Annotated in this window: 17 protein-coding genes; 11 read left to right on the top strand and 6 right to left on the bottom strand. The window is 66.1% G+C overall.

What is annotated here, in order from left to right; genetic code table 11:
• Nucleotides 1–8 precede the first annotated feature (8 nt).
• Entirely contained in the window at nucleotides 9–1,361 is a 1,353-nt protein-coding gene (locus BFN03_RS07800; RefSeq protein ID WP_070378541.1) for a YVTN family beta-propeller repeat protein, read from the bottom strand.
• Nucleotides 1,362–1,689: 328 nt separating this feature from the next.
• Here BFN03_RS07800 and gndA point away from each other — a divergent pair, with 328 nt between their 5' ends.
• The 7 genes from gndA to BFN03_RS07760 all read left to right on the top strand — a co-directional run bounded on the left by gndA (nucleotide 1,690) and on the right by BFN03_RS07760 (nucleotide 11,172).
• Entirely contained in the window at nucleotides 1,690–3,141 is a 1,452-nt protein-coding gene (gene gndA / locus BFN03_RS07790) for an NADP-dependent phosphogluconate dehydrogenase (protein ID WP_070378539.1), read from the top strand.
• 108 nt (nucleotides 3,142–3,249) lie between these two features.
• Nucleotides 3,250–4,638: a DEAD/DEAH box helicase gene (locus tag BFN03_RS07785; protein WP_070378538.1), complete on the top strand. Its 1,389-nt coding sequence runs from the start codon at nucleotides 3,250–3,252 to the stop codon at nucleotides 4,636–4,638.
• Between the two features lie 65 nt (nucleotides 4,639–4,703).
• Nucleotides 4,704–6,140, top strand: coding sequence for a GuaB1 family IMP dehydrogenase-related protein (locus tag BFN03_RS07780; RefSeq protein WP_070378537.1), 1,437 nt, complete (start codon nucleotides 4,704–4,706; stop codon nucleotides 6,138–6,140).
• A gap of 299 nt (nucleotides 6,141–6,439) precedes the next feature.
• Nucleotides 6,440–7,810 carry a hemolysin family protein gene (locus tag BFN03_RS07775; protein WP_070378536.1) on the top strand — a complete coding sequence of 457 codons (1,371 nt, stop codon included), beginning with the start codon at nucleotides 6,440–6,442 and terminating at the stop codon, nucleotides 7,808–7,810.
• On the top strand, nucleotides 7,803–8,894 hold the full coding sequence (locus BFN03_RS07770; RefSeq protein ID WP_070378535.1) for a hemolysin family protein: 1,092 nt from the start codon (nucleotides 7,803–7,805) through the stop codon (nucleotides 8,892–8,894). Before BFN03_RS07775 ends, BFN03_RS07770 begins: the two co-directional genes overlap by 8 nt.
• Nucleotides 8,895–8,923: 29 nt before the next feature.
• Nucleotides 8,924–9,799 (top strand): 3-methyladenine DNA glycosylase, encoded by an 876-nt coding sequence (locus BFN03_RS07765; RefSeq protein ID WP_084385541.1) that lies wholly within the window; start codon nucleotides 8,924–8,926, stop codon nucleotides 9,797–9,799.
• Between the two features lie 38 nt (nucleotides 9,800–9,837).
• A complete protein-coding gene (locus tag BFN03_RS07760) occupies nucleotides 9,838–11,172 on the top strand; it encodes a CoA transferase (protein WP_084385540.1) in 1,335 nt (444 codons plus the stop codon).
• 27 nt (nucleotides 11,173–11,199) lie between these two features.
• On the opposite strand, the gene BFN03_RS07755 is transcribed toward BFN03_RS07760, so the two are convergent.
• Nucleotides 11,200–11,739 (bottom strand): VOC family protein, encoded by a 540-nt coding sequence (locus tag BFN03_RS07755; RefSeq protein ID WP_070380711.1) that lies wholly within the window; start codon nucleotides 11,737–11,739, stop codon nucleotides 11,200–11,202.
• 5 nt (nucleotides 11,740–11,744) lie between these two features.
• Nucleotides 11,745–12,626 (bottom strand): oxidoreductase, encoded by an 882-nt coding sequence (locus BFN03_RS07750; protein ID WP_070378534.1) that lies wholly within the window; start codon nucleotides 12,624–12,626, stop codon nucleotides 11,745–11,747.
• Nucleotides 12,627–12,741: 115 nt separating this feature from the next.
• On the opposite strand from BFN03_RS07750, the gene BFN03_RS07745 reads away from it, so the two are divergent.
• On the top strand, nucleotides 12,742–13,896 hold the full coding sequence (locus tag BFN03_RS07745; protein WP_070378533.1) for an RNA-guided endonuclease InsQ/TnpB family protein: 1,155 nt from the start codon (nucleotides 12,742–12,744) through the stop codon (nucleotides 13,894–13,896).
• 147 nt (nucleotides 13,897–14,043) lie between these two features.
• A complete protein-coding gene (locus BFN03_RS07740) occupies nucleotides 14,044–15,081 on the top strand; it encodes a nucleoside hydrolase (RefSeq protein WP_070378532.1) in 1,038 nt (345 codons plus the stop codon).
• Nucleotides 15,082–15,085: 4 nt separating this feature from the next.
• Here the strand turns inward: BFN03_RS07740 and meaB are convergent, their stop codons facing one another.
• From meaB to BFN03_RS07725, 3 genes are read right to left on the bottom strand one after another with little or no spacing between them, the layout of a single operon-like run.
• Nucleotides 15,086–16,090 (bottom strand): methylmalonyl Co-A mutase-associated GTPase MeaB, encoded by a 1,005-nt coding sequence (meaB, locus tag BFN03_RS07735; RefSeq protein ID WP_070378531.1) that lies wholly within the window; start codon nucleotides 16,088–16,090, stop codon nucleotides 15,086–15,088.
• Between the two features lies 1 nt (nucleotide 16,091).
• Nucleotides 16,092–18,371, bottom strand: a complete 2,280-nt coding sequence (gene scpA / locus BFN03_RS07730; protein WP_070378530.1) for a methylmalonyl-CoA mutase — start codon at nucleotides 18,369–18,371, stop codon at nucleotides 16,092–16,094.
• Nucleotides 18,368–20,293 (bottom strand): methylmalonyl-CoA mutase family protein, encoded by a 1,926-nt coding sequence (locus tag BFN03_RS07725; RefSeq protein ID WP_070378529.1) that lies wholly within the window; start codon nucleotides 20,291–20,293, stop codon nucleotides 18,368–18,370. The genes scpA and BFN03_RS07725 overlap by 4 nt, the downstream gene beginning before the upstream one ends.
• Before the next feature lie 130 nt (nucleotides 20,294–20,423).
• Between BFN03_RS07725 and BFN03_RS07720 the strand changes: the two genes are divergently transcribed.
• Both BFN03_RS07720 and BFN03_RS07715 read left to right on the top strand, forming a co-directional pair.
• The gene (locus BFN03_RS07720) at nucleotides 20,424–21,257 is read left to right on the top strand and encodes a hotdog domain-containing protein (RefSeq protein WP_070378528.1); all 834 of its coding nucleotides are present in this window, start codon (nucleotides 20,424–20,426) and stop codon (nucleotides 21,255–21,257) included.
• Nucleotides 21,258–21,307: 50 nt separating this feature from the next.
• The gene (locus BFN03_RS07715; RefSeq protein WP_070378527.1) at nucleotides 21,308–21,982 is read left to right on the top strand and encodes a TVP38/TMEM64 family protein; all 675 of its coding nucleotides are present in this window, start codon (nucleotides 21,308–21,310) and stop codon (nucleotides 21,980–21,982) included.
• The last annotated feature ends 36 nt before the right edge of the window (nucleotides 21,983–22,018 follow it).

Below are 22,018 nucleotides of genomic sequence, written 5' to 3'. Positions count from 1 at the left end.
CGCCGAACTCAGGATCCGAAGACGCCTCCGGCCGATCCGGCGCCGCCGCCATCGTCTGTGACGACGGCGGTAACGACCTGACTGGTCGATCCGAGAAAGCCCTCGGTTCCGCTGTAGACCGCAGTAATTGGGTGATCGCCCGCCTCGGTGAAGGCATGCGACAGTGTCGCCCTACCGTCGGTCACCCGCACCGGGTCCCCGATGAGAATCACGCCATCGAAGAACTGTACTGTGCCACCGGACGGGTTCCCGGAGACCATCGCAGTGAGGTCCACTGCAACGCCCTTCACAGTAGTTGTCGGCCGGGACACTCTCGTCGTGGTCTCGACATCGGGCGTCGCGGTTATCTCGATCACTGACACTGTGTTGTTTTCGGAGTTGGTGACGTAGGCGCGGGATCCGTCCTGGGTCACCGCCACGTCGTGCGGGCTTGCCCCGACCTGCACCGTACCGACCACATCATTGGTGCCAGTGTCGATCACCGACACCGTATTGTCCTTCGAGTTGGTGACATAGGCGCGGGATCCGTCCTGGGTCACCGCCACGTCGTGCGGGCTTGCCCCGACCTGCACCGTACCGACCACATCATTGGTGCCAGTGTCGATCACCGACACCGTATTGTCCTTCGAGTTGGTGACATAGGCGCGGGATCCGTCCTGGGTCACCGCCACGTCGTGCGGGCTTGCCCCGACCTGCACCGTACCGACCACATCATTGGTGCCAGTGTCGATCACCGACACCGTATTGTCCTTCGAGTTGGTGACATAGGCGAACTTCCCATTCGGTGTCACCACCACCCCTTGGGGGCGGCCCCCGACCGAGAGGGTCGTGGCCACGATGTTGTCGGCAGTGCCGATCACATACACGTCATTGCTGAAATTGTTGGTGACGTAGACGAAATTCCCGTCCGGGGTCGCCGCCACCCCTTCGGGGATGATCCCGGCGGGGATGGTCGCGACCACCGTGTTGTCGGCGGTGTCGATGACCGACACCTCACCGAGAAGACCACTGTAGGCGTTGGCGACGTAGACGCGGGATCCGTCGGGAGTCACAGCCAACCCTTGGGGGGTGGTCCCGACCGGGACTGTCGCGATCACGATGTTGCTCACAGTGTCGATCACCGACACCCTATTGCTCTTCGAGTCGGCGACGTAGGCGCGGGCCCCATCCGGGCTGAGCGCCACCCCCTCCGGAGCATCCCCGACCGGGACGGTGCCGATGACGGTGTCTGCCGACGCAGTCACCGCTCCCACTCCGGCGGTACCCACCACCATCGCGACGACGGCCGTCGACCCGAACAAGAGACGTCGGGTGCAGCGCCAGGCTTCGAGGAAACCGCGGAAACCGCTGTGCCGATTCATATTTCTCCTAACTCAGTGGAACAGCGAGGTGATCCCGGGGCTCCTGGAAGTTGAGGCAGTGGACTCCCGCTCGATCGGACCGCTCATACTTACCTGTGGCCGGAATCATAGTCAACGGACAACTTCGGTCACGATCGCTCCTTTGCGGGGGCGCGAAGACGAAGCCGCTCCACTCACGGCACGATCCACAGGATCCGCAGAGCTCCGCGATTCCTCCGCGGGGCGCCGCGCATCGGCACAGCACGCCGATGACCCCGGCGATAACCTTGCTGGAGGTCTATCCAACCGCCGATTTCGCGACCACCGAGTGAGAAGGAATGCTGTATCTATGACTATCGACAACACCGAGGGCGCACGCGCCCAGATCGGCGTCACCGGACTGGCCGTCATGGGCTCGAACATTGCCCGAAATCTCGCCCGGCATGGTCACACCGTCGCTCTCCACAACCGCAGCATCGCGAAGACCGACGCACTTCTCGACGATCACGGCAGCGAGGGCGACTTCGTCCGTACGGAAACCATCGAGGAGTTCGTAGGCGCGCTGCAGAAGCCGCGTCGCGTGCTGATCATGGTCAAGGCCGGCGATGCCACCGACGCCGTCATCGAGGAACTCGCCGCCGCCATGGAGCCCGGTGACATCATCATCGACGGCGGCAATGCCCTGTACACCGACACGATGCGCCGTGAGGCGGCGCTGCGTGAGCGGGGCCTGCACTTCGTCGGCGCCGGCATCTCCGGCGGTGAGGAAGGCGCACTGAACGGACCGTCGATCATGCCGGGTGGACCCAAGGAGTCCTACGAGGCGCTCGGCCCGCTGCTCGAATCGATCGCCGCTCAGGTCGACGGCATCCCGTGCTGCACCCACATCGGCCCCGACGGATCCGGGCACTTCGTGAAGATGGTGCACAACGGCATCGAGTACGCCGACATGCAACTGATCGGCGAGGCGTACCACCTGTTCCGCGATGCCCTCGGCTATGACGCCGACAAGATCGCCGAAGTGTTCACCGAGTGGAACTCGGGCGACCTCGAGAGCTATCTCGTCGAGATCACCGCGGAGGTGCTGAAGCAGAAGGATGCCAAGACCGGTAAGGCGTTGGTCGATGTGATCGTCGATGCAGCCGAGCAGAAGGGTACGGGTCGCTGGACCGTCAAGTCGGCGCTCGATCTCGGAGTCCCTGTTACCGGAATCGCCGAGGCCGTGTTCGCCCGCGCCCTGTCCGGTTCGCGCGAACAACGCAAGGCTGCGGTCGGCCTCGCATCCGGTCGGCTCGCGGACAAGCCTGCGGACGCCGCACAGTTCACCGAGGACATCCGCCGGGCGCTGTATGCGTCGAAGGTTGTGGCGTACGCGCAGGGATTCGACCAGATCGCCGCCGGCAGCGCGGAGTACGACTGGGATCTACACCCGGCCGACCTGGCGACGATCTGGCGTGGTGGTTGCATCATCCGAGCGCGCTTCCTGAATCGCATCAAGGACGCGTACGACGAGAACCCGAAACTGCCGAGCCTCATCCTGGCGCCGTACTTCCGGGATGCAATCGAGACGGCCATCGACAGTTGGCGCCGCGTGGTCTCCACCGCCACCCTGCTGGGAATCCCGGTGCCGGCGTTCGCGTCGTCACTGTCGTACTACGACGCCCTGCGCGCCGAGCGACTGCCTGCGGCGCTGACCCAGGGACAGCGGGACTTCTTCGGCGCCCACACCTACGAACGGGTCGACGCGGAGGGCAAGTTCCATACGCTGTGGAGCGGTGACCGCAGCGAAGTGCAGGCCTGAGACCGGGGCCTTCGCCGGTTTCGTATTTCTCAGGGAGCGCCGTGCCGCTGATCCGCACGCGCCACGGCGCTCCCTGGGGGGCTCCGCGTAGACGGTAGCCTTCACGACATGTCCGGACACCAGGGTTCCTCGCCCGCACCGCAAGGTGAGACGTTCCTCGGACTCGGCCTTCCCGCAGTGATGATTCACGCCCTGGGCCGTGGCGGCATCACCGTGCCGTCCCCCATTCAAGCCGCCGCAATTCCTGACGCCCTCACGGGAAGGGACGTCCTGGGCAGGGCCCCGACGGGGTCAGGGAAGACCCTCGCATTCGGATTGCCTATGTTGGCGCGACTCAGAGGTGCTGCGAGTCGACGTGGTTTCCCCCGCGGAGTCGTTCTGGTTCCTACCCGGGAACTGGCACTGCAGATCGTGCGTGCTTTGGACGAGCCCGCACTGTCGCTGGGGCTGCGAGTAGCCGCTGTGGTGGGCGGCATTCCGATCAAGCGGCAGGTCGAAACACTCTCCCGCGGCGTTGATCTGCTGGCCGCGACTCCCGGCCGTCTCGCCGATCACCTGGCGCAGGGGTCGGTGTCCCTGGACGACGTCGTCGTCACCACACTCGACGAGGCCGATCACATGGCCGACTTGGGTTTCATGCCGCAGGTCACGCAGATTCTCGACAAGACCCCCAGTGATGGTCAGCGACTGCTGTTTTCGGCCACTCTCGACGGTGAGGTCGATACGCTTGTAGAGCGATATCTGCGCGATCCCGTCACGTATTCGACGGCACCTGCGGAAGCCCCCGCGTCGACGATGCGGCACCACCTGCTGTTCGTGGATAAGAAGGACAAGAGATCCGTTGCGGCACATATCGCTTCACGGCAGGGCCGTACACTCATGTTCGTGCGCACCAAGTTCGGGGTGGACCGTCTCGCGAAGCAGTTGCGCGACGCAGGGGTTTCGGCCGGAGCGTTACACGGCGGTAAGACGCAGAACAACCGAAACCGCACGCTCGAGGCGTTCGCCGACGGGACCACCCCGGTGCTGGTGGCCACCGACGTGGCCGCCCGAGGCATCCACGTGGACGGGATCTCACTCGTTGTCCACGTAGACCCCCCGACCGAATCCAAGGACTATGTCCATCGCGCCGGACGAACCGCCCGGGCCGGAGCGACCGGTGTGGTGGTCACCCTCGTCACCGAAGAAGAGCGCGCCGAGGTCGAGGAGTTGACCCGCAAAGCGGGGATCGTGGTGGAGGGCGTACCCGTACGCCCTGGCGACGCGTTTCTCACCCGGATGACCGGCGCACGGCGACCGTCCGGGAAGCCCATTTCCGTACCCGGCACCGGTGCCACCACGCAGGACACTCCGAAGAAGGGTAGGCAGGCACATGACTCGGAGGGGGTGTCGTCGCGCCACGGCAGACCTCGAGCCGGAAGTTCGGGGGTGCGGCGTGGTCGTGGGCCCGGGTCTGCGCGTGCTACGCAGAGACACCGCAAACGCGGGGCGCGCTGAGACGCCCAGGGCATGAGCACTGGGACGTTCGCCATCACCGCCGTATCCCCGGTATCGTCCTGACCGTGCAGTTCCTCGACGGGCATCGCCCTCCCTATGACCTGACCTACGACGACGTGTTCCTGGTGCCGAATCGCACCGAGGTCACGTCGCGTTTCGACGTCGACCTCTCCACAGCCGACGGGACGGGAACAACCATTCCGATCGTCGTCGCCAACATGACCGCGGTCTCCGGTCGGCGGATGGCCGAAACGGTGGCTCGCCGTGGCGGCCTGGTCGTTCTCCCTCAGGACCTTCCGGCAGCCGCCGTGGCAGAGACCGTGTCCTTCGTGAAGAGCAGGCATCTCGTCGCAGACACACCGGTGACGCTGGACCCCGACGCTGCCGTAACCGATGCACTGGCCCTGATGCACAAGCGCGCGCACGGCGCCGTGGTGGTCGTCGAGAACGACCGGCCCGTCGGTATCGTCACCGAGTCTTCCTGTTCAGATGTCGACCGGTTCGCTCGACTGCGAGCGGTGGCGCTGACCGACTTCGTCACCGCCCCCGTCACCGCATCTCCCCGCGAGGTATTCGAGCTTCTCGAGGGCAAGCACGACTCGCTCGCGGTAATCGTCAACGAAGATGGCACGCTCGCCGGTGTTCTCACCCGTACTGGTGCTATCCGTGCCGGCATCTACCGACCAGCTGTCGACGCCAGCGGGCGGTTGAGTCTTGCTGCCGCGGTCGGCGTCAACGGCGACGTCGCCGCGAAGGCTCGCGCGCTCGTCGAAGCCGGCGCCGACCTGCTGGTCGTCGACACCGCGCATGGCCACCAGCAGAAGATGATCGATGTTCTCGGCACCTTGAAGAAGGCCGAACTCGGGGTTCCTCTCGTCGCCGGCAACGTCGTCTCCGCCGCCGGAACCCGCGATCTGATCGACGCGGGCGCGGACATCGTGAAGGTCGGCGTCGGACCGGGTGCGATGTGCACCACCCGCATGATGACCGGGGTGGGCAGGCCACAATTCTCCGCTGTCGAGGAATGCGCCACACAGGCGCGCACGATGGGTGCCCACGTATGGGCGGACGGAGGCGTTCGTCACCCACGGGATGTGGCCCTCGCCCTCGCTGCGGGCGCGTCGAACGTGATGGTCGGGTCCTGGTTCGCGGGGACCTATGAGTCTCCCGGCGACCTGCAGGTGGATCGGTCGGGCAACGCCTACAAGGAGAGCTTCGGTATGGCCTCCAAACGTGCGGTGGCCGCCCGGACCGCGAGCGACACCGCTTTCGACCGAGCCAGGAAAGGGCTGTTCGAGGAGGGTATTTCGAGTTCCCGGATGCGTTTGGACCCGGAACGCCCTGGGGTCGAGGACCTACTCGATCACATTTGTTCGGGCGTGCGCAGCACATGCACCTACGCCGGCGCGCGAACGCTCGAGGAGTTGCACGACAAGGCGGTTCTGGGTGTCCAGTCCGCGGCCGGATTCGCGGAGGGGCGTCCCCTTCCCACCGGTTGGTGACGAACGCGCACCCCGAGGTTTCGGTGAGTGTCCTGTTCCGCTGAATCGGGCACTCACCGGGTATCATTGACCGCCGAACCACACTGGTTTTCGGCACCGGAACCCTCCGGTTGCCGACTCCGAACGAGAGGACTCCGGTGCCCGAGGCACCCACATACGTAGCAAATGTCCCACCCGTCGACGCATCGGTCGACGCTTCAGAGGGGTCGGACTCCGATTCCGCCGGTTCGGAGGGATCCTCTACCGAGCCGGGCGACAAACCCGGCGCCACTCACTTCCCCGCTTGGCGGCGATGACCTATGGACATCGCGCTCAGCATTCTCGCCCTTCTGGGCTTCCTCGCACTGACAGCCGGCACCGCGGTGTTCGTCGCGGCCGAGTTCTCGCTCACAGCCCTCGAGCGCAGCACCGTCGACGCGCATGCACGCGACGGCGACCTCCGCGCCCGTCAGGTTCAGCACGCCCACCGCACGCTGTCCTTCCAGCTGTCGGGTGCGCAACTCGGAATCACAATCACAACACTGATCACCGGCTACTTGGCCGAACCCGTCCTGGCCCGGTTCATCCGGCCGATTCTGGACACCTTCGGCTTGAGCGAATCTCTCTCTGCAGCTATATCGTTGGTGATCGCGCTCGTTCTCGCGACGTCGTTCTCGATGATCTTCGGCGAACTCGTACCGAAGAACCTGGCCATCTCCCACCCGCTTCCCACCGCACGAGCGGTAGCGGGACTGCAGGCCGGATTTTCGCTCATCTTCAAGTGGGCGATCAACGGACTCAACGGCACAGCAAACATGTGGGTGAGGCGGCTCGGTATGGAGCCCACTGACGAACTGCGGTCGGCTCGGTCCCCGCAGGAACTCGGCTCGCTCGTTCGAGCGTCCGCACAACGCGGTGCCATCGACAAGGGCACGGCCCTTCTCGTCAACCGCTCTCTCCGCTTCGGGGAGCGCACCGCGGAGGAGTTGATGACGCCGCGGGTGAAGATCGAGTCCTTGGCCACCACCGACACTGTGGCAGACCTGATCGACACCGCCGCGCGTACCGGGTTCTCCCGGTTCCCCGTGGTCGACGGTGACCTCGACGATTCCGTCGGCGTGGTGCATATCAAGCATGCCTTCGCGGTACCCGCGAATCGCCGAAGCACCACGCGCCTCAGCTCTCTCGCGCAGACGGTCCCGGTGGTTCCCTCGAGCCTCGATGGTGACGCCCTGATGGAGCGAATCCGGTCCGATGGCATGCAGGTCGCCTTCGTCGTCGACGAATACGGCGGCACGGCCGGACTGGTCACGATGGAGGATCTGATCGAGGAGATCGTCGGTGACGTGCGCGACGAGCACGACGAACCCCAGATCGACGTCCAACGGATCGGCAACAGCTGGTCCTGCTCCGGTTTGCTCCGCGTCGACGAGGTATCCGATACCACCGGCTTCACTGCGCCGGAGGGCGAGTACGAGACCCTCGGCGGACTGGTACTCACCCATCTCGGACGGATCCCCCGAGGCGGCGACGTGGTGGAACTCCCGACGTCCGGCGCCACGCCCGAACCCGGTCTCAGGTGGACGGCCACGGTGACTCACATGGATGGACGGCGCATCGACCGGGTGCTGCTGACACCAGTTCCCGCCGACACCGGCAAAGCCGACCCGGAGGAGGGTGAAGATGGCTAACGATGTACTCGGGATGCTGCTCACCTTCGTGCTGCTGGCCGGCAACGCTTTCTTCGTCTGCGCGGAATTTGCGCTGATCTCGGCGCGACGTGACCGGCTCGAAGCCCTCGAGGCGCAGGGCAAGAAACGAGCCCGCACGGTCATCAAGGCCGGCGAGAACTTGTCGTTGATGCTGGCCGCCGCGCAGTTGGGCATCACAATCTGCTCGATCCTTCTCGGCAAGGTAGCCGAGCCGGCCATCGCGGATCTCCTGGAGGTCCCCCTCGGCGCGCTCGAGCTACCGGACGGCGTGCTGCACGCGGTGTCGTTCACGATCGCAATGTCGCTGATCGTGGTGCTGCACATCCTGCTCGGCGAGATGGTGCCCAAGAACATCGCGCTGGCGGGACCGGAACGATCGGCCATGCTGCTGGTGCCGATGCACTTGCTGTTCATCAAGCTGGCCCGCCCGCTCATCTCGTTCTACAACGTGTGCGCGAACCTCACGCTGAGGTTGCTGCGGGTCGAACCGAAGGACGAACTGGAGGTCACCGTTTCGGCAGTGGAACTGTCGGAGATGATCGGCGAATCCCGTTCCGAGGGCCTCATCGACGCGGAAGAGCACCGGCGGCTGACCCAAGCCCTGGAATCGACCGACCGCACCGTCGCCGAGGTGATGATTCCCCTCGAGGAGGTCCGGACCATCCCGCTCTCGGCTGGTGGAACCCGGCTCGGCAGCATCGAGGAGGCCGTCATCGAGACCGGCTTCTCCCGATACCCGGTGCGCGCCGAGGACGGTTCGCTGGTGGGATACCTCCACCTCAAGGATGTGCTCGACGACGTAGCCGACGAGCACGCGGGACCCGACACGGTGATTCCGAGGTCCGACATTCGACCCCTGCCGCAACTGGCGACCGGCGCACCACTCGCGGAGGCCCTTGCGAGTTTGCGTCGCTCCAGTTCCCACCTGGGGGCCGCGGCGGACCCGACCGGGCGGATCGTCGGCATCGTCGCGCTCGAGGATCTGGTCGAGGAATACGTCGGCACCGTGCGCGACGGAACCCACCAAATCGAGGGCGCCGATCCGGGACAGCGATCGATGTGACGGTGAGCACCGGGTGTGGGCGCCCTCCCGTGGTTCTCTGCAGCCGGGAGTGGACGGCGCGGCGGGCGCGTCACCGCGAACGGGTGGCGCGCATCGTCGAACCACACCAGGACCGCAAGGCCGCCGGGGTCACGCACCCTGTGCACGACTTCCTGTTCACCTACTACAGTTTCCGGCCCAACCAGCTGCGGCGCTGGCACCCCGGTTTCGGAGTGGTTCTCACCGGCTCCGAGACCGGGGAATACCTGCAGTACACCGGATACCGGGCGGTGAGCATCGACGGTGATACCGGCGTTGCGGTGGATCCGGACGTGCTCGACCGACGGCGAGAGACTGTCGAGTTCGTCGCCGGACTTCTCGCCGCCACCGAGTCCCGCAGCCCACACCTGAACTGTTTCGGGCTGCACGAGTGGGCGATGGTGTATCGCGGCGGGGGCGATGCGGTACGGCACCGGCAGGTGCCGCTGCGGCTGAGCCATGAGGACACCGACGCCGTCGTGGAGTCGATGCCGCTGCGCTGCACCCACTACGACGCGTTCCGGTTCTTCACCCCTGCTGCCGTCCCCCGGAACGCAACCCAGCTCGACCGGGCGGGGCAGGTCCGCAGTGAACAACCGGGGTGCCTCCACGCGGGAATGGATCTGTACAAGTGGGCGTACAAACTGGTGCCGTTGATCGACGCCGACCTGGTCGTGGACTGCCTCGAGCACGCCCTCGCCGCTCGCGAACTGGACATGGCCGCCAGCCCGTACGACCTGTCCGAATACGGTTACGAACCGGTGCCGATCGAGACGCCGTCCGGCCGTGCCGACTATGTGCGCCGACAACTGCAGCTCGCCGAGCGGGCCGCACCGCTGCGCGCCGCCCTGCTGGAACGATGCAGGAGCCTGTTGTCCCACCGGTAATCTCGGGCCACAGAGGGTCGAGACGAGGCGAGGTTGCGATGAGTGCGTTCGGTCGGGTGCTGCGCGACTACGACCGTGGAGCCGGTGTAACCACCGACCCCGCCCGGATCTGCTGTGGGGATCGCGGCGACTACCTCGCGGCACGTCTGCCAGTGTTCGCTCTCGCCGCAGGATCCGTCGCGGCACTCACGGCAGCGGTCGACCGCCGTCTCGTGGCCGACGGTCGGGAGCCCCGCAGGTGGCATCTGCACCCAGATCGCATCGCCGCATCGTTCACGAGCGACCGCCTGCTACGCGTGGCGGGTTCTCCGGTGCCCGGGTTCGCGGAACTGTCTGGATTCCTCGCGACCGCCGACGGCTGGGTGCGCACCCACGCCAACTATCCGCATCACCGCAGTCGACTGCTCGCATCGCTCGACCTGCCCGATGACGCAGACCGATCCGCCCTCGCGGCGCGGGTCGCGACGATGACCGCGCAGGACGTCGAAGACCTCGCCGCCGGCGCGCAGGCCGTCGCCGCCTGGGTTCGGTCGGAGTCCGAATGGGCAGCCGACCCCGCGGGCCGGGCCGCCGCCTCCGGGCACCTCGTGCACACCACCTCACACGGGGACACCGCTCAACCGCGGTCGGCTCGGGTGGACTCGGACCGTCCACTCGCGGGTGTCCGGGTACTCGACCTGACGCGGGTCATCGCCGGACCCGTCGCGACCCGGACCCTCGCCCTGCTCGGTGCCGACGTCCTGCGGATCGACCCACCTGCGATCCCGGAAATCGACATCCAGCATCGCGACACCGGTCAGGGGAAGCGAACCGCCCTGCTCGATATCCACTCCGGCGACGGCCGCGCCATCCTCGCCGCCCTGTTGGCCGATACCGACGTCGTCGTGTCCGGGTACCGTCCGGGAGCCCTTGACGACGTATTCGCCGCCCTGCCTGCGCCCCCGGTGCGGGCACGGTTGTGCGCCTGGGGTTTTGCCGGCCCGTGGGCCCAGCGGCGTGGTTTCGACAGCATCGTACAGGCAGCCTCTGGGATTTCCCTGGTCGAGGGTGCTCACGGCACACCGGGCGCGCTACCCGCCCAGGCCCTCGATCACGCGACCGGCTATCTTCTCGCCGCCGGCATCATCGACGCGCTCACCGCCGTGCGGCGCGACGGCCGAATGCGCACCGTCGAGGTGTCCCTTGCCCGCACCGCCGCCTGCCTGCTCGGTGCCGGGGACCGCGTCGCCACACCCGCTGCGGCGGCCGCACCCGACGCCTCCTGCCTCGTCGAGCACGGCAACTTGTTCAGCGCCCGCCCCGCGCTCTTCGAGTACGCCGACTACCCGTTTCCGGCTCGGCCGTGGGGCGAAGACCGACCCGTCTGGGAGTGAACCCGCGACTCGGTGACATCGCGCAGGTCAACCACGATCGCGCGCGGCGAACACCCGCTCCCACAGATGACGGTCGCTGCGCGGTCCCCCTCGGGTGTCGGCACCGTAGCGGGCGATCTCCGCGTCGATGTCCAGCGAACGCGTGGGCGGTTGCGCAGGAACTAGTTCGTCCATCACGAGTTCGTCGGGCACCAGCCAGCACACCTCGAACTCGATTCCGTCCGGGTCGCGCCCGTACACCGCCTTGGTCGAGCAGTGGTTGCTCGACCCGGTCAGCGCATCCGCCGTGACCAAGCGGTTGCGCATCTCGGCCAGGCCCGCGAGCGTGTCGATCTCCCACGCCAGGTGGTAGAGCCCGACGTTTCCCGACGTCACCTGACTGGTCGGATCCTGACTCTGGAACAAACCCAGATCGTGGTCGTTCGCCGAGTCCGGCGCCTGCAGGAACGCCCCACCGGGAAACCCGCCCGGTAACTCCCTGAACCCGAGCACATCGCGGTAGAACGCCAGGCTGCGCTGCAAGTCGGACACGTACAGGACCGCGTGATTGAGTCGCTCGATCGCCATCGCGGTCATCCTCCGAAATCGAAATTGACGCCAGTGAGCTGCTCTGACAACGACCACAGTTGTCGAGCAACGGTTTCATCGTGCGCCTTCCCGTTCGATTCGACCACTTTCGGGTAGCCCCGGGTCTCGAACATCGACGACGGGCCGACGTAGCTGCCGCCGCCGGCATCCGGGACCGTCGCCGCGTACAGCATCGGCAGCGCGCCCATTTCTGCCGACTGTGCGATCACCGGGTTGGCAAGGGACAGGAGCCTGCCCTGGACCGTTTCCGTGTGGGACTGCAGGTTGGTCGCCGCGTATCCCGGGTGCGACGCGAGTGCCTTCACCTTCGAACCCGAGGCCGCGAGCCGACGCTGCAACTCGTACGTGAACAACAGATTGGCCAGTTTCGATTGCCCGTACGCGGGCCACCGCCGGTACTTGCGATGCTCCCAGTTGAGATCGTCGAGTTCGATCGTGCCGATCCTGTGCATGATGCTCGCCATGGTCACGACCCTCTCGCGGACCTTGCCGAGCAGCAGGGCCGTCAATGCGAAGTGGCCGAATTGATTTGTGCCGATCTGCATCTCGAACCCGTCGACGGTGCGGCGCAGCGGAACCCCCATGACTCCCGCGTTGTTCACCAGCACGTCGACCGAGTCGATCGACTCGGCGAACTCACGAACCGACGCCAGATCCGCGAGGTCGAGTCGTCGTACCTTGGCGCGCTCTCCAAGCGGCTCCGCGACCGCGCGACCCTTCTCGACATCTCGGCACGCCAGGATCACGTTGGCGCCCGCTCTCGCCAAGGCCTTGGTCGCTTCCGCCCCGAGGCCACTGTTCGCGCCGGTCACGACAAGAGTCCGGCCCTGCTGATCGATGATGTCCCCCGCCACCCATCCGGTCATCGAACACCGCCCTGGAAACCCTCGGCTTTAGCCGTGGAGAGGAAAGGGTGGTCAGGTACTGCGTCCGACATGGGCATTCTCCTCTTGTGTCGGTGGTGTCGATTAGGTTCCGGTTGTGGTTGAAGAAGTGGTGCGCTACACCTACCGGCTGCGCCCTGGTGTGCAGGCTGAACGCGCATTGCTCGACGAGTGGCATCGTTGCCGATTCCTGTGGAACGAGGCTGTCCACCAACACAGGTCGGGGAACAAGCCGACATTCGGGAAGCTGTCGAAGCTCCTCACCGAAGCCCGCAGCAAGAGCGCATGGCTCAGGTCTGGTTCCCAGAACGCCCAGCAACAGATGCTCCGCACCTACGGGCAGGCCCTCAGCCACTCGTTCACGGTGAAAGGCCGTGGGCGACCGAAGGTGAAGTCGCGGAAGAAGGTGTTTCCGTCGCTCGAGTACACCACTCGCGGGTTCTCGATCCGAGATCGCAGGCTCGTGCTGCCGAAGGGTGTGACGATCCCGGTCGTCTGGTCGCGGGGGTTGCCGTCCGGGCCGACCTCGGTGCGCGTGTACCAGGATTCGCTGGGGCATTGGTACGCCTCGTTCGTGGTGTCCCGCACCCCTGAACCGGTCCCTGTGGCCGAGGCCGTGGTCGGTGTGGATTGGGGTGTCACCACCACGGCCACTACCACCAACGGCGCTTATGACCTGCCGTATCTCGGGCACCGGAAGCGGTGTGCCGCCGAGCTGGCGAAAGCCCAACGGAAAATGGCGCGGCGGCACAGTGGTAGACGTGGTCCCCAGTCGAACGGATACTTGCGGGCCAAACGTGAGGCCGCGCGTCTGCACAAGAGGGCGGCCCGGCAAACCCGACACGACTCGCGGGTATGGGCCAAACAGGTCGCCGACAACCATGCGCTGATCGCGGTGGAGGATTTCACACCGAAGTTCCTGGCGAAGTCGACGATGGCCCGTAAAGCCGCCGACGCCGCGATCGGTGCGGCGAAACGAGAACTTGTCGACCGCGCCGTGCGGGCTGGCCGGAAGGTGGTGTTGGTGGGGCCCGCGTACACGACGATGACGTGTTCGAGGTGTTTCGCGAGAGCCAAGCAGCAACTCGAACTCGACGAACGCACTTTCCTGTGCCGATGCTGCGGACACACCGACGACCGGGACAGCAACGCCGCCAGAGTGATTCTGGCTGTGGCAGAACGGGGCCACACAAGTGTCGACGATGTAAGACACGTGCATCCCTCCTCCGGGTCGGGTGCGTGTGCGGTCTGAGCTTGAAATCCCCCGGCTTCAGCCGTAGGGAACCGCTAAGGTCACCAGCCTACGGAAGGCGGGGTGACGAGCGTCCCGTTCAGCAATTTGTTCCGCCGTGGACAATGGCCCTGTGACGATATGCGACAACACCCTGGCAGCTTCCGCATGAGCACTCGGCGACTGATCGTCGACGTCGATACTGGCATCGACGACTCCCTCGCGCTGCTGTACCTGTTGGCCAGCCCCGAAGTCGAGATCGTCGGGATTGCCAGTACCGCGGGGAACGTGCCCGCCGCACAGGTGGCCGCGAACAACTTGAACTGGCTCGAGGTGTGCCGGGCCCGCGACATCGAGGTAGCACTCGGCGCCCCGGTCCCCCTCGTCACACCGCTACGAACCACCGAGGACACCCACGGCCCGCAGGGCGTGGGGTATGCCGTCCTTCCCGACTCCGGCCGCGCACTGTCGACGCGCGACGCGGCCGCACTGTGGGTCGAGTCCGTCCGCGAACACCCCGGGGAACTCACCGGTTTGGCGACGGGACCACTGACCAACCTGGCCCACGCCATCCGTGCAGAACCGGAACTGCCGCACCTGCTGCACCGGCTGGTCGTGATGGGTGGCGCGTTCAACTACCCCGGCAACACCACCCCCACCGCGGAATGGAACGTGTCGGTGGATCCGGAGGCCGCCAAGGAGGTCTTCGATGCCTTCTCGGGGGCGCCGGAGGGCCGGCGCCCGATCCTGTGTGGACTCGGCGTCACCGAGACGATCGAGATGACACCGCACCACGTCCGGAGACTTGCGGAAGAGGCCGGTAGTACTCCCGCGGAAATCATCTCCCCCGACGACGGCCCGGATGTCCGCTCGCGCGCGTCGAATCCGGTGATCCGGCACCTGTCCGACGCGATCCGGTTCTACATGGACTTCCACCGCACCCACGACCAAGGTTTCATCGCGCACATGCATGACCCGTTCGCGGCGGCGGTCGCATTGAACCCAGGTCTGGTCCGGACTCGCCCGGCCACCGTCGACGTCGAACTGGACGGCCGGCTCACACGGGGAACGACGGTCGCGGACTGGGTCGGGCACTGGAACCGGGAACCGAACGCCGATATCGCGGTGAGCACCGACCCGGACACCTTCTTCGACGATCTCATCGACCGGGTCGGACGCTTCGCGAAATCCGTCGGGTCCCGCTAGCGGGTCAGTCGGCCGAGCCTTCGGTGTCGTCGAAAGCCTCGAGGATTGCTGCGGCGGCCAGTGCGGCCGTGAGTGATCCGGACCGCACCTGCTGTTCGATCTCCGCGCGAATCGCTTTGACCCTGGGATTGGTCTCGAGCCGCCGCAGCAGTTGGTCGTGGACCATGGTCCACGACCAGTCGACTTGCTGGCGTCGACGGTTTTCCTCGAACTGCCCTGCGGCGCTGAGCACCTCACGGTGCTTGCACACGGTGTTCCAGAATTCCTCGAGACCGATTCCCTCCAAACCGCTCGTCGTCAGGACGGGTGGCTTCCACAGTGCATCGTGCGGATGGATCATCCGCAGAGCCCCCGTCAGTTCGCGGGCGGCGCCCCTCGCTTCCTTCTCGTGCGTGCCGTCCGCTTTGTTGACGGCAACGAGATCTGCGAGTTCGAGCACGCCCTTCTTGATGCCCTGCAATTGGTCGCCCGTGCGGGCAAGTGTGAGGAAACAGAAGCAGTCCACCATGTTGGCCACCGTCACCTCCGACTGCCCGACGCCCACCGTCTCGACCAGAATGACGTCGAACCCGGCGGCTTCGAGCAGCACGATCGTCTCCCGGGTCGCACTCGCGACACCACCGAGCGTTCCCGATGTAGGCGACGGGCGAATGTAGGCGTCCTTCTCGACGGCGAGACGCGCCATCCGCGTCTTGTCGCCGAGAATCGACCCGCCGGTGCGGGTCGACGACGGATCGACTGCGAGCACCGCCACCCGGTGCCCCCTGCCGATCAGGTACATCCCCAGAGCATCGATGAACGTCGACTTGCCCACACCGGGAACACCGGTGATGCCGACCCGGTGCGCATTCCCTGATTCCGGCAGCAGCTCGAGAAGCAACTTCTGCGCCGCCGCCCGGTGATCAGTCCTGGTGGACTCGATCAGTGTGATTGCCTTCGCCAGCCCGGCGCGCTGATTGCCGCGCACGGCCCGGGCCAGGGCGTCGATGTCAACTGGCTGACGCCCCATGCTATTCCGGTTTACCGCTGGGATCCGAGGCACCGAGGTCGTGGCCGAGTTGCGCGGCCAACTTCTCGACCAGATCGCTGGCGGCATTGGCGATGACCGTTCCTGGTGGGAAGATCGCGGTCGCACCCGCCTCGTACAGCTCCGCGAAATCGCCGGGCGGGATGACACCGCCGACCACGATCATGATGTCGGGGCGTCCTACCGCAGCAAGAGCTTCTCGCAGCGCGGGTACCAGGGTGAGATGGCCGGCAGCCAGCGACGACACCCCGACCACGTGGACGTCGTTGTCGGCAGCCTGGGCGGCAACCTCTTCCGGTGTCTGGAAAAGAGGCCCCACGTCTACATCGAATCCGATGTCGGCGAATGCCGTGGCGATCACCTTCTGTCCGCGATCGTGGCCGTCCTGCCCCATCTTGGCGACCAGGACACGCGGGCGGCGACCCTCCTCCTCCGCGAACTTCTCTACGAGTTCCGTTGCCCTACTGATGTTGGCGACCTTTCCGGCTTCGTCCCGGTACACACCGCTGATGGTCCGGATTTCGGCCTGGTGACGTCCGAACGCCTTCTCGAGGGCGTCGGAGATCTCGCCGACCGTGGCCTTCGCGCGAGCCGCATCGATGGCCAGGGCCAGTAGATTGTTCTCCATGCCACCCGCCGTGGCGGCCGCGGCGCGGCTCAGTTCGGCGAGTGCCGCGTCAACGGCGTCGGGATCCCGATCGGCGCGCAGCCGCGCGAGTTTGTCCAGCTGTTCCTGACGGACCCGCGAGTTCTCGACCTTGAGGACCTCGATCTCGTCTGCCTCGTCGGGCACGTACTTGTTCACGCCGATGAGCGGCTGCAGGCCCGAGTCGATACGGGCCTGAGCGCGTGCCGCGGCCTCTTCGATCCGAAGTTTCGGGATGCCCTCACCGATAGCCTGCGCCATGCCGCCCGCCCGTTCCACCTCGGCGATGTGCGCCCGCGCCCGGTTCGCCAACTGATGCGTCAGCCATTCGACGTAATGCGAACCGCCCCACGGGTCGATCGGGCGCACCGTTCCCGACTCCTGCTGCAGCAGCAACTGTGTGTTGCGGGCGATGCGGGCGGAGAAGTCCGTCGGCAGGGCAAGTGCTTCGTCGAGGGCGTTGGTGTGCAGCGACTGGGTGTGTCCCTGCGTCGCCGCCATCGCCTCGATGCAGGTGCGGGCCACGTTGTTGTAGACGTCCTGGGCGGTGAGCGACCACCCCGATGTCTGCGAGTGAGTGCGCAGCGACAACGATTTCGCGGACTTCGGTTCGAACTTCGCGACCAGCTCGCTCCACAGCAGGCGCCCCGCGCGCAGTTTCGCAACCTCCATGAAGAAGTTCATGCCGACACCCCAGAAGAACGACAGGCGGGGCGCGAACTTGTCGATCTCCATGCCGGCGTCGAGTCCGGCACGGATGTACTCCACACCATCGGCAAGGGTGTAGGCGAGTTCGAGATCGGCGGTCGCCCCCGCCTCCTGGATGTGGTACCCGGAGATCGAGATGGAGTTGAACTTCGGCATCTTCGCGCTGGTGTAGGCAAAGATGTCGGAGATGATCCGCATCGACGGCTTCGGCGGATAGATATAGGTGTTGCGGACCATGAACTCCTTCAGAATGTCGTTCTGAATGGTTCCGGCCAACTGCTCGGGTGCAACGCCCTGCTCCTCCGCGGCCACCACGTACAGCGCAAGGATCGGCAGGACGGCACCGTTCATGGTCATCGAGACGCTGACCCTGTCGAGCGGGATGTGATCGAAGAGCTGACGCATGTCGAGGATCGAGTCGATCGCAACCCCGGCCATTCCGACGTCACCCTGTACTCGCGGGTGATCGGAGTCGTAGCCGCGGTGCGTCGCGAGATCGAACGCCACCGACAACCCCTTCTGGCCGGCCGCGAGGTTGCGCCGGTAGAAGGCATTCGATTCAGCGGCCGTCGAGAAGCCCGCGTACTGACGGATCGTCCACGGCTGGTTCACATACATCGTGGGGTACGGGCCGCGCAGGAAGGGGGCCGCGCCCGGGAAACTGCCCGCCGGATAACCCTCGGCCTCGGCGGCGTCCCGGTCGGCCTTGGTGTAGACCGGCTTCACGTCGATGCCCTCGGGGGTGGACCACACCACCTCTTCGGGTGTGTAGTGGTGCGCCGCCGCCGCGGCGGTGATCAGCGCATCCGCCTGTTCCTTCGTCGGAGCGGCCGGTTGCGGGGACTGGGGATCCTCCAGCGGCACTTCGGCGAAACTGCCGATAACGTTCTTGACCTCACGAGTTGTCACTTCTTGCTCCCTGCAGCGCCCGAGGCGACGCTCGAGCTCTCGATGGTGTCGAGCAGACTGGACAGGACCGAGACCGCGTCGATGCGGGACGTGACGAATCCGTCGGGCCGCGCGGGGCCGTCGGTGCCGGCAACGACTGCTTCAGGACCGGCCAGCAAGACCGTGTCGATTCCCACGGCGCGCAATTCCTCCACGGCAGTCGCGGCCTCGTCCGCGTACCGCGTGTCCGTGCCACAGATCACTGCGATCGACGCTCCGGATCCCTTGGCGGCGGTGGCGATACTGCCGTCACCGATCGTCAGCGGTCCCGGGTTCACGGCTTCGATCCCGCCCGACGCCAGCAGGTTCGCGCTGAACGTGGTCCGCACGTTGTGTTCGGCGACCGGTCCGAGCGGAGCCAGGACCACGGCGGGCCGCACTCCGTTCGCCGCCAGGTAGGCATCCGAGCGGTCGCGTAACGCCTCGAACGGCGCCGCGCACCGGGCCACCCGGCTCGACTCTGCGGCACCCGGCGGTAGCGGCGGCTCGGCGAGGTTGGGGAACTCGTTGACACCGGTGACGGCGGTCCGGCGATGCGAGATATCCGACTCCCGCCTCGCGCGCGTGGAATCGATACGGTCGGCGATCAGCCCCGATTCACGCGCGGCACGGTAGCCGCCGGCGGCCTCGATCTGCTGAAAGAACTCCCACGCCTTCGTCGCGACCTGTCCGGTGAGTTCCTCGACGTACCAGGATCCTGCGGCTGGGTCGAGCACCCGCCCGAGGTGCGATTCTTCGAGCAACAGCAACTGGGTGTTGCGAGCGATCCTGGAGGCGAACGTCTTCGACACTCCCAGGGCCCCTGCCGGTAATGCGGCGTCGAACGGCAGAACCGTGACGGCATCTGCTCCACCTACGCCGGCACCGAACGCGGCGAGCGTGGTGCGCAGCATGTTCACCCACGGATCGCGCTGCGCCATCATCGCCGCCGACGTGACCGCGTGCTGCGGAGCGCCTCCGCAGTCGGGAGCGCCGCACACCTGGGCTATGCGCGCCCAGACCTGTCGCGCCGCACGGAATTTGGCGATGGTCTGAAATTGGTCGTCGGTGGCGGCGTACCGGAAGCCGACCTGTCCCAGCGCCCGCTCGACGGTCAGCCCACTCGCGGTCAGTGCCCGCAGGTATTCGAGTCCGGCCGCGATCGATGCGCCGAGTTCCTCTGCATCGGAGGCTCCTGAGTTGTGAAACGCTGTGCCGTCCACCGTGATCGCGCGTACGTTCTCGGTGCGCACCGATGCCTCGGCCGCGAGCGCCACCGCCTCGTCCAACCCGACATCCGCCGCGCCGGAGAAGTCGCTCGTCAGGGGCGCCGCACCCAACTGAATCCGGGTCGCGGAACGGTCGGATGCACCGCCGCCCGCACCAGCTCGCATATCGAGTAGTGCAAACAGCGCCCGCGCCGCCAGTGCGACATCGGATCCGGCGTCGAGCGTCAGCGGTGCGAGGTCCAGGAGCACACCGTCGAGCGCCGACTCGAGCGACCGGACCGGCAGATTGCCGCAACCGACGGCGAGCCACAGCGCGCTGACACCGTTCTCCAGGGAGTCGAGGATCGACCGGTTGACATCCGCGACGGCGGCCGCGTCATTGCCGTCGCCAAATCGGCCGCTGACCAACCAGCCTGTGTTGACGTCGCGAGTAGCGTCAACGCCGCGAACGTAGGGAAAGGTGCCGGGCAGCGGCTGCTCCGGCCGCTCATCGCGTGGGCTGTAGAGCGGCGCGACGGTGACGCCGTCGTACGTGACCGTTTCGAGGAACTTCTGGGGATCCGTACCCAATTCCGCAGCGTCGATCCGACGCGACTTCGCGAGGACACCGGCCACTGCGCGCTGCCAGTCCGCGTACGCCCGCGCAGCTTCCTCGGTCTCTGAAGCTATCGACACGGTGTCGGCTTCCTCTCCCTGTGGACGATCCTGATGAGCGATCGATCAGTATATTGGCTTGACTGTGATGCTAGCCGCACTTCGACGCCTCCTATCGTGCGGATCACTCTTTGGCGCATAACCTCTGGACATGCGTACTGCGCGAGAACCGACAGCCACCGATCACAGTGTCACACGGCGGTTGTTCGGACTCGGCCGACCGGTCAGGGGCGTCGACGACTGTGGCGAACCACTCAATCGAATGAGCATGGACATCGGGGCGATCGGGCCGAACACCGAAGAGACCTCCTACGGCGGCGTGCTCGGCGTTCTCCTTGACGATCTTCTGGGATTCACCTTGTGGGACAAGCGCGGCGGACGTGCCGGAATCGTCACCGCGGAATTGTCGATCGACATCCTGACCCCCAGGCGCTGGCAGGGATCTGCGCTGCGGGCGGAGGGCAGACTGCTCACGCTCACCGCGGACGGCGGTGCCGCCGGCGCGCAGGTGTTCGACGCCTCGGGCACGTTGATCGCCACCGGCACCCTGTGGGGCAACTTCGTGGACGATCCCGGCCGTGATTCGGGGGCTTCCTCTTCGAATGCCTCGCAACTTCCGGAATTTCCGGCAGAAGGAATCCCCCCGCTCGAATGGATCGGCGGGCGGATCGAGGACGGGCCTGCGGTGCGAATCGTGATTCCACCCAATCCCCTGATCTCGAACAAGCGGGGGTATATGCACGGCGGTGTCCAGGCGTGCGCGGCGAGCCTTGCCGCCAACGCTGCCATGAAACGCAACGGCCTCGACATGGACGCGGCATCCGTGCGGATCAACTACTTCCGGCCCGTCGGCCTGGATTCCGACGCCGCCTTCACCCCGGCAGTGGCCAGAGCCGGCCGCACAGTGTCCGTGGTCCGGGTGACCGGCACCTTCGGCGGGCAGGTCTGCACTGAGGCGACAATCACAGGGCGCCGTCTGACCTGACGCTTCCTCGTAGAGCCCCTCCGCGGATCATCAAGGTAGCCTCGTGCCCTGTGAAAAGACGCCTCGAAGACCGTAGGACTGTCGGCGTCGCGATACTGGCCGTGGCACTGGTTGTCGTCGCACTGTTGACGCCACACCCCTCCGTTCTTCAGGTCAGGGATTGGGCGCAGTCGATCGGACCCACCTTGCCCCTGGTCTTCTTCGTGGTGCACGCCCTCGTCACGATCCTGCCGGTCCCCCGCACCGTATTCACCTTGAGTTCCGGATTGTTGTTCGGTGCATGGTTGGGCATCACGATCGCCGTGCTGGCGTCGATGGTCAGTGCGGTTGTCGCGCTCCTCGTGGTGCGCGTCGTCGGCCGAGACGTGGTGTGGCGACACATCTCGAGTCCCACAGTCCGCCGGGTAGACGAGCGGATAGCGCGTCGGGGCTGGCTCGCCGTGGGTTCTCTGCGTTTGATCGCATTCGCCCCGTTCTCCGTGGTGAACTACTGCTGCGGCGTCTCCTCTATCCGCTTGGCCCCGTACGTTTTCGCCACCGCCGTGGGCATCCTGCCCGGGACCGTTGGTGTCGTCGTCCTCGGCGACGCCCTCACCGGGCAGACGAAGCCGGCGTTTCTCATCCTTTCCGGCGTGTGCATCGTTGCCGGAGTCGTCGGGCTGATCATCGACTCGCGACGACCGGCGCGCGAGCCAGGCACCGAGTTGGCAACCCGGCAACCTTGAATCCACCATGTCAAGCCATAGTGCTTGACATCCAAA

Origin of the sequence: Rhodococcus sp. WMMA185, from assembly GCF_001767395.1 — a bacterium.
Classification (GTDB): domain Bacteria; phylum Actinomycetota; class Actinomycetes; order Mycobacteriales; family Mycobacteriaceae; genus Rhodococcus_F.
The sequence above is the reverse complement of the archived record's forward strand: the minus strand, read 5'-3'. Positions and strand labels throughout refer to the sequence as shown.

Excerpts from the sequence above, each read along its gene's own strand:
- BFN03_RS07720 (WP_070378528.1), top strand. The coding sequence starts at position 20,424 with ATGCGTACTGCGCGAGAACCGACAGCCACCGATCACAGTGTCACACGG.
- BFN03_RS07770 (WP_070378535.1), top strand. The coding sequence starts at position 7,803 with ATGGCTAACGATGTACTCGGGATGCTGCTCACCTTCGTGCTGCTGGCC.
- BFN03_RS07755 (WP_070380711.1), bottom strand. The coding sequence starts at position 11,739 with ATGGCGATCGAGCGACTCAATCACGCGGTCCTGTACGTGTCCGACTTG.
- BFN03_RS07800 (WP_070378541.1), bottom strand. The coding sequence starts at position 1,361 with ATGAATCGGCACAGCGGTTTCCGCGGTTTCCTCGAAGCCTGGCGCTGC.
- BFN03_RS07760 (WP_084385540.1), top strand. The coding sequence starts at position 9,838 with ATGAGTGCGTTCGGTCGGGTGCTGCGCGACTACGACCGTGGAGCCGGT.
- gndA (WP_070378539.1), top strand. The coding sequence starts at position 1,690 with ATGACTATCGACAACACCGAGGGCGCACGCGCCCAGATCGGCGTCACC.
- BFN03_RS07750 (WP_070378534.1), bottom strand. The coding sequence starts at position 12,626 with ATGACCGGATGGGTGGCGGGGGACATCATCGATCAGCAGGGCCGGACT.
- meaB (WP_070378531.1), bottom strand. The coding sequence starts at position 16,090 with ATGGGGCGTCAGCCAGTTGACATCGACGCCCTGGCCCGGGCCGTGCGC.
- BFN03_RS07775 (WP_070378536.1), top strand. The coding sequence starts at position 6,440 with ATGGACATCGCGCTCAGCATTCTCGCCCTTCTGGGCTTCCTCGCACTG.
- BFN03_RS07740 (WP_070378532.1), top strand. The coding sequence starts at position 14,044 with ATGAGCACTCGGCGACTGATCGTCGACGTCGATACTGGCATCGACGAC.
- BFN03_RS07785 (WP_070378538.1), top strand. The coding sequence starts at position 3,250 with ATGTCCGGACACCAGGGTTCCTCGCCCGCACCGCAAGGTGAGACGTTC.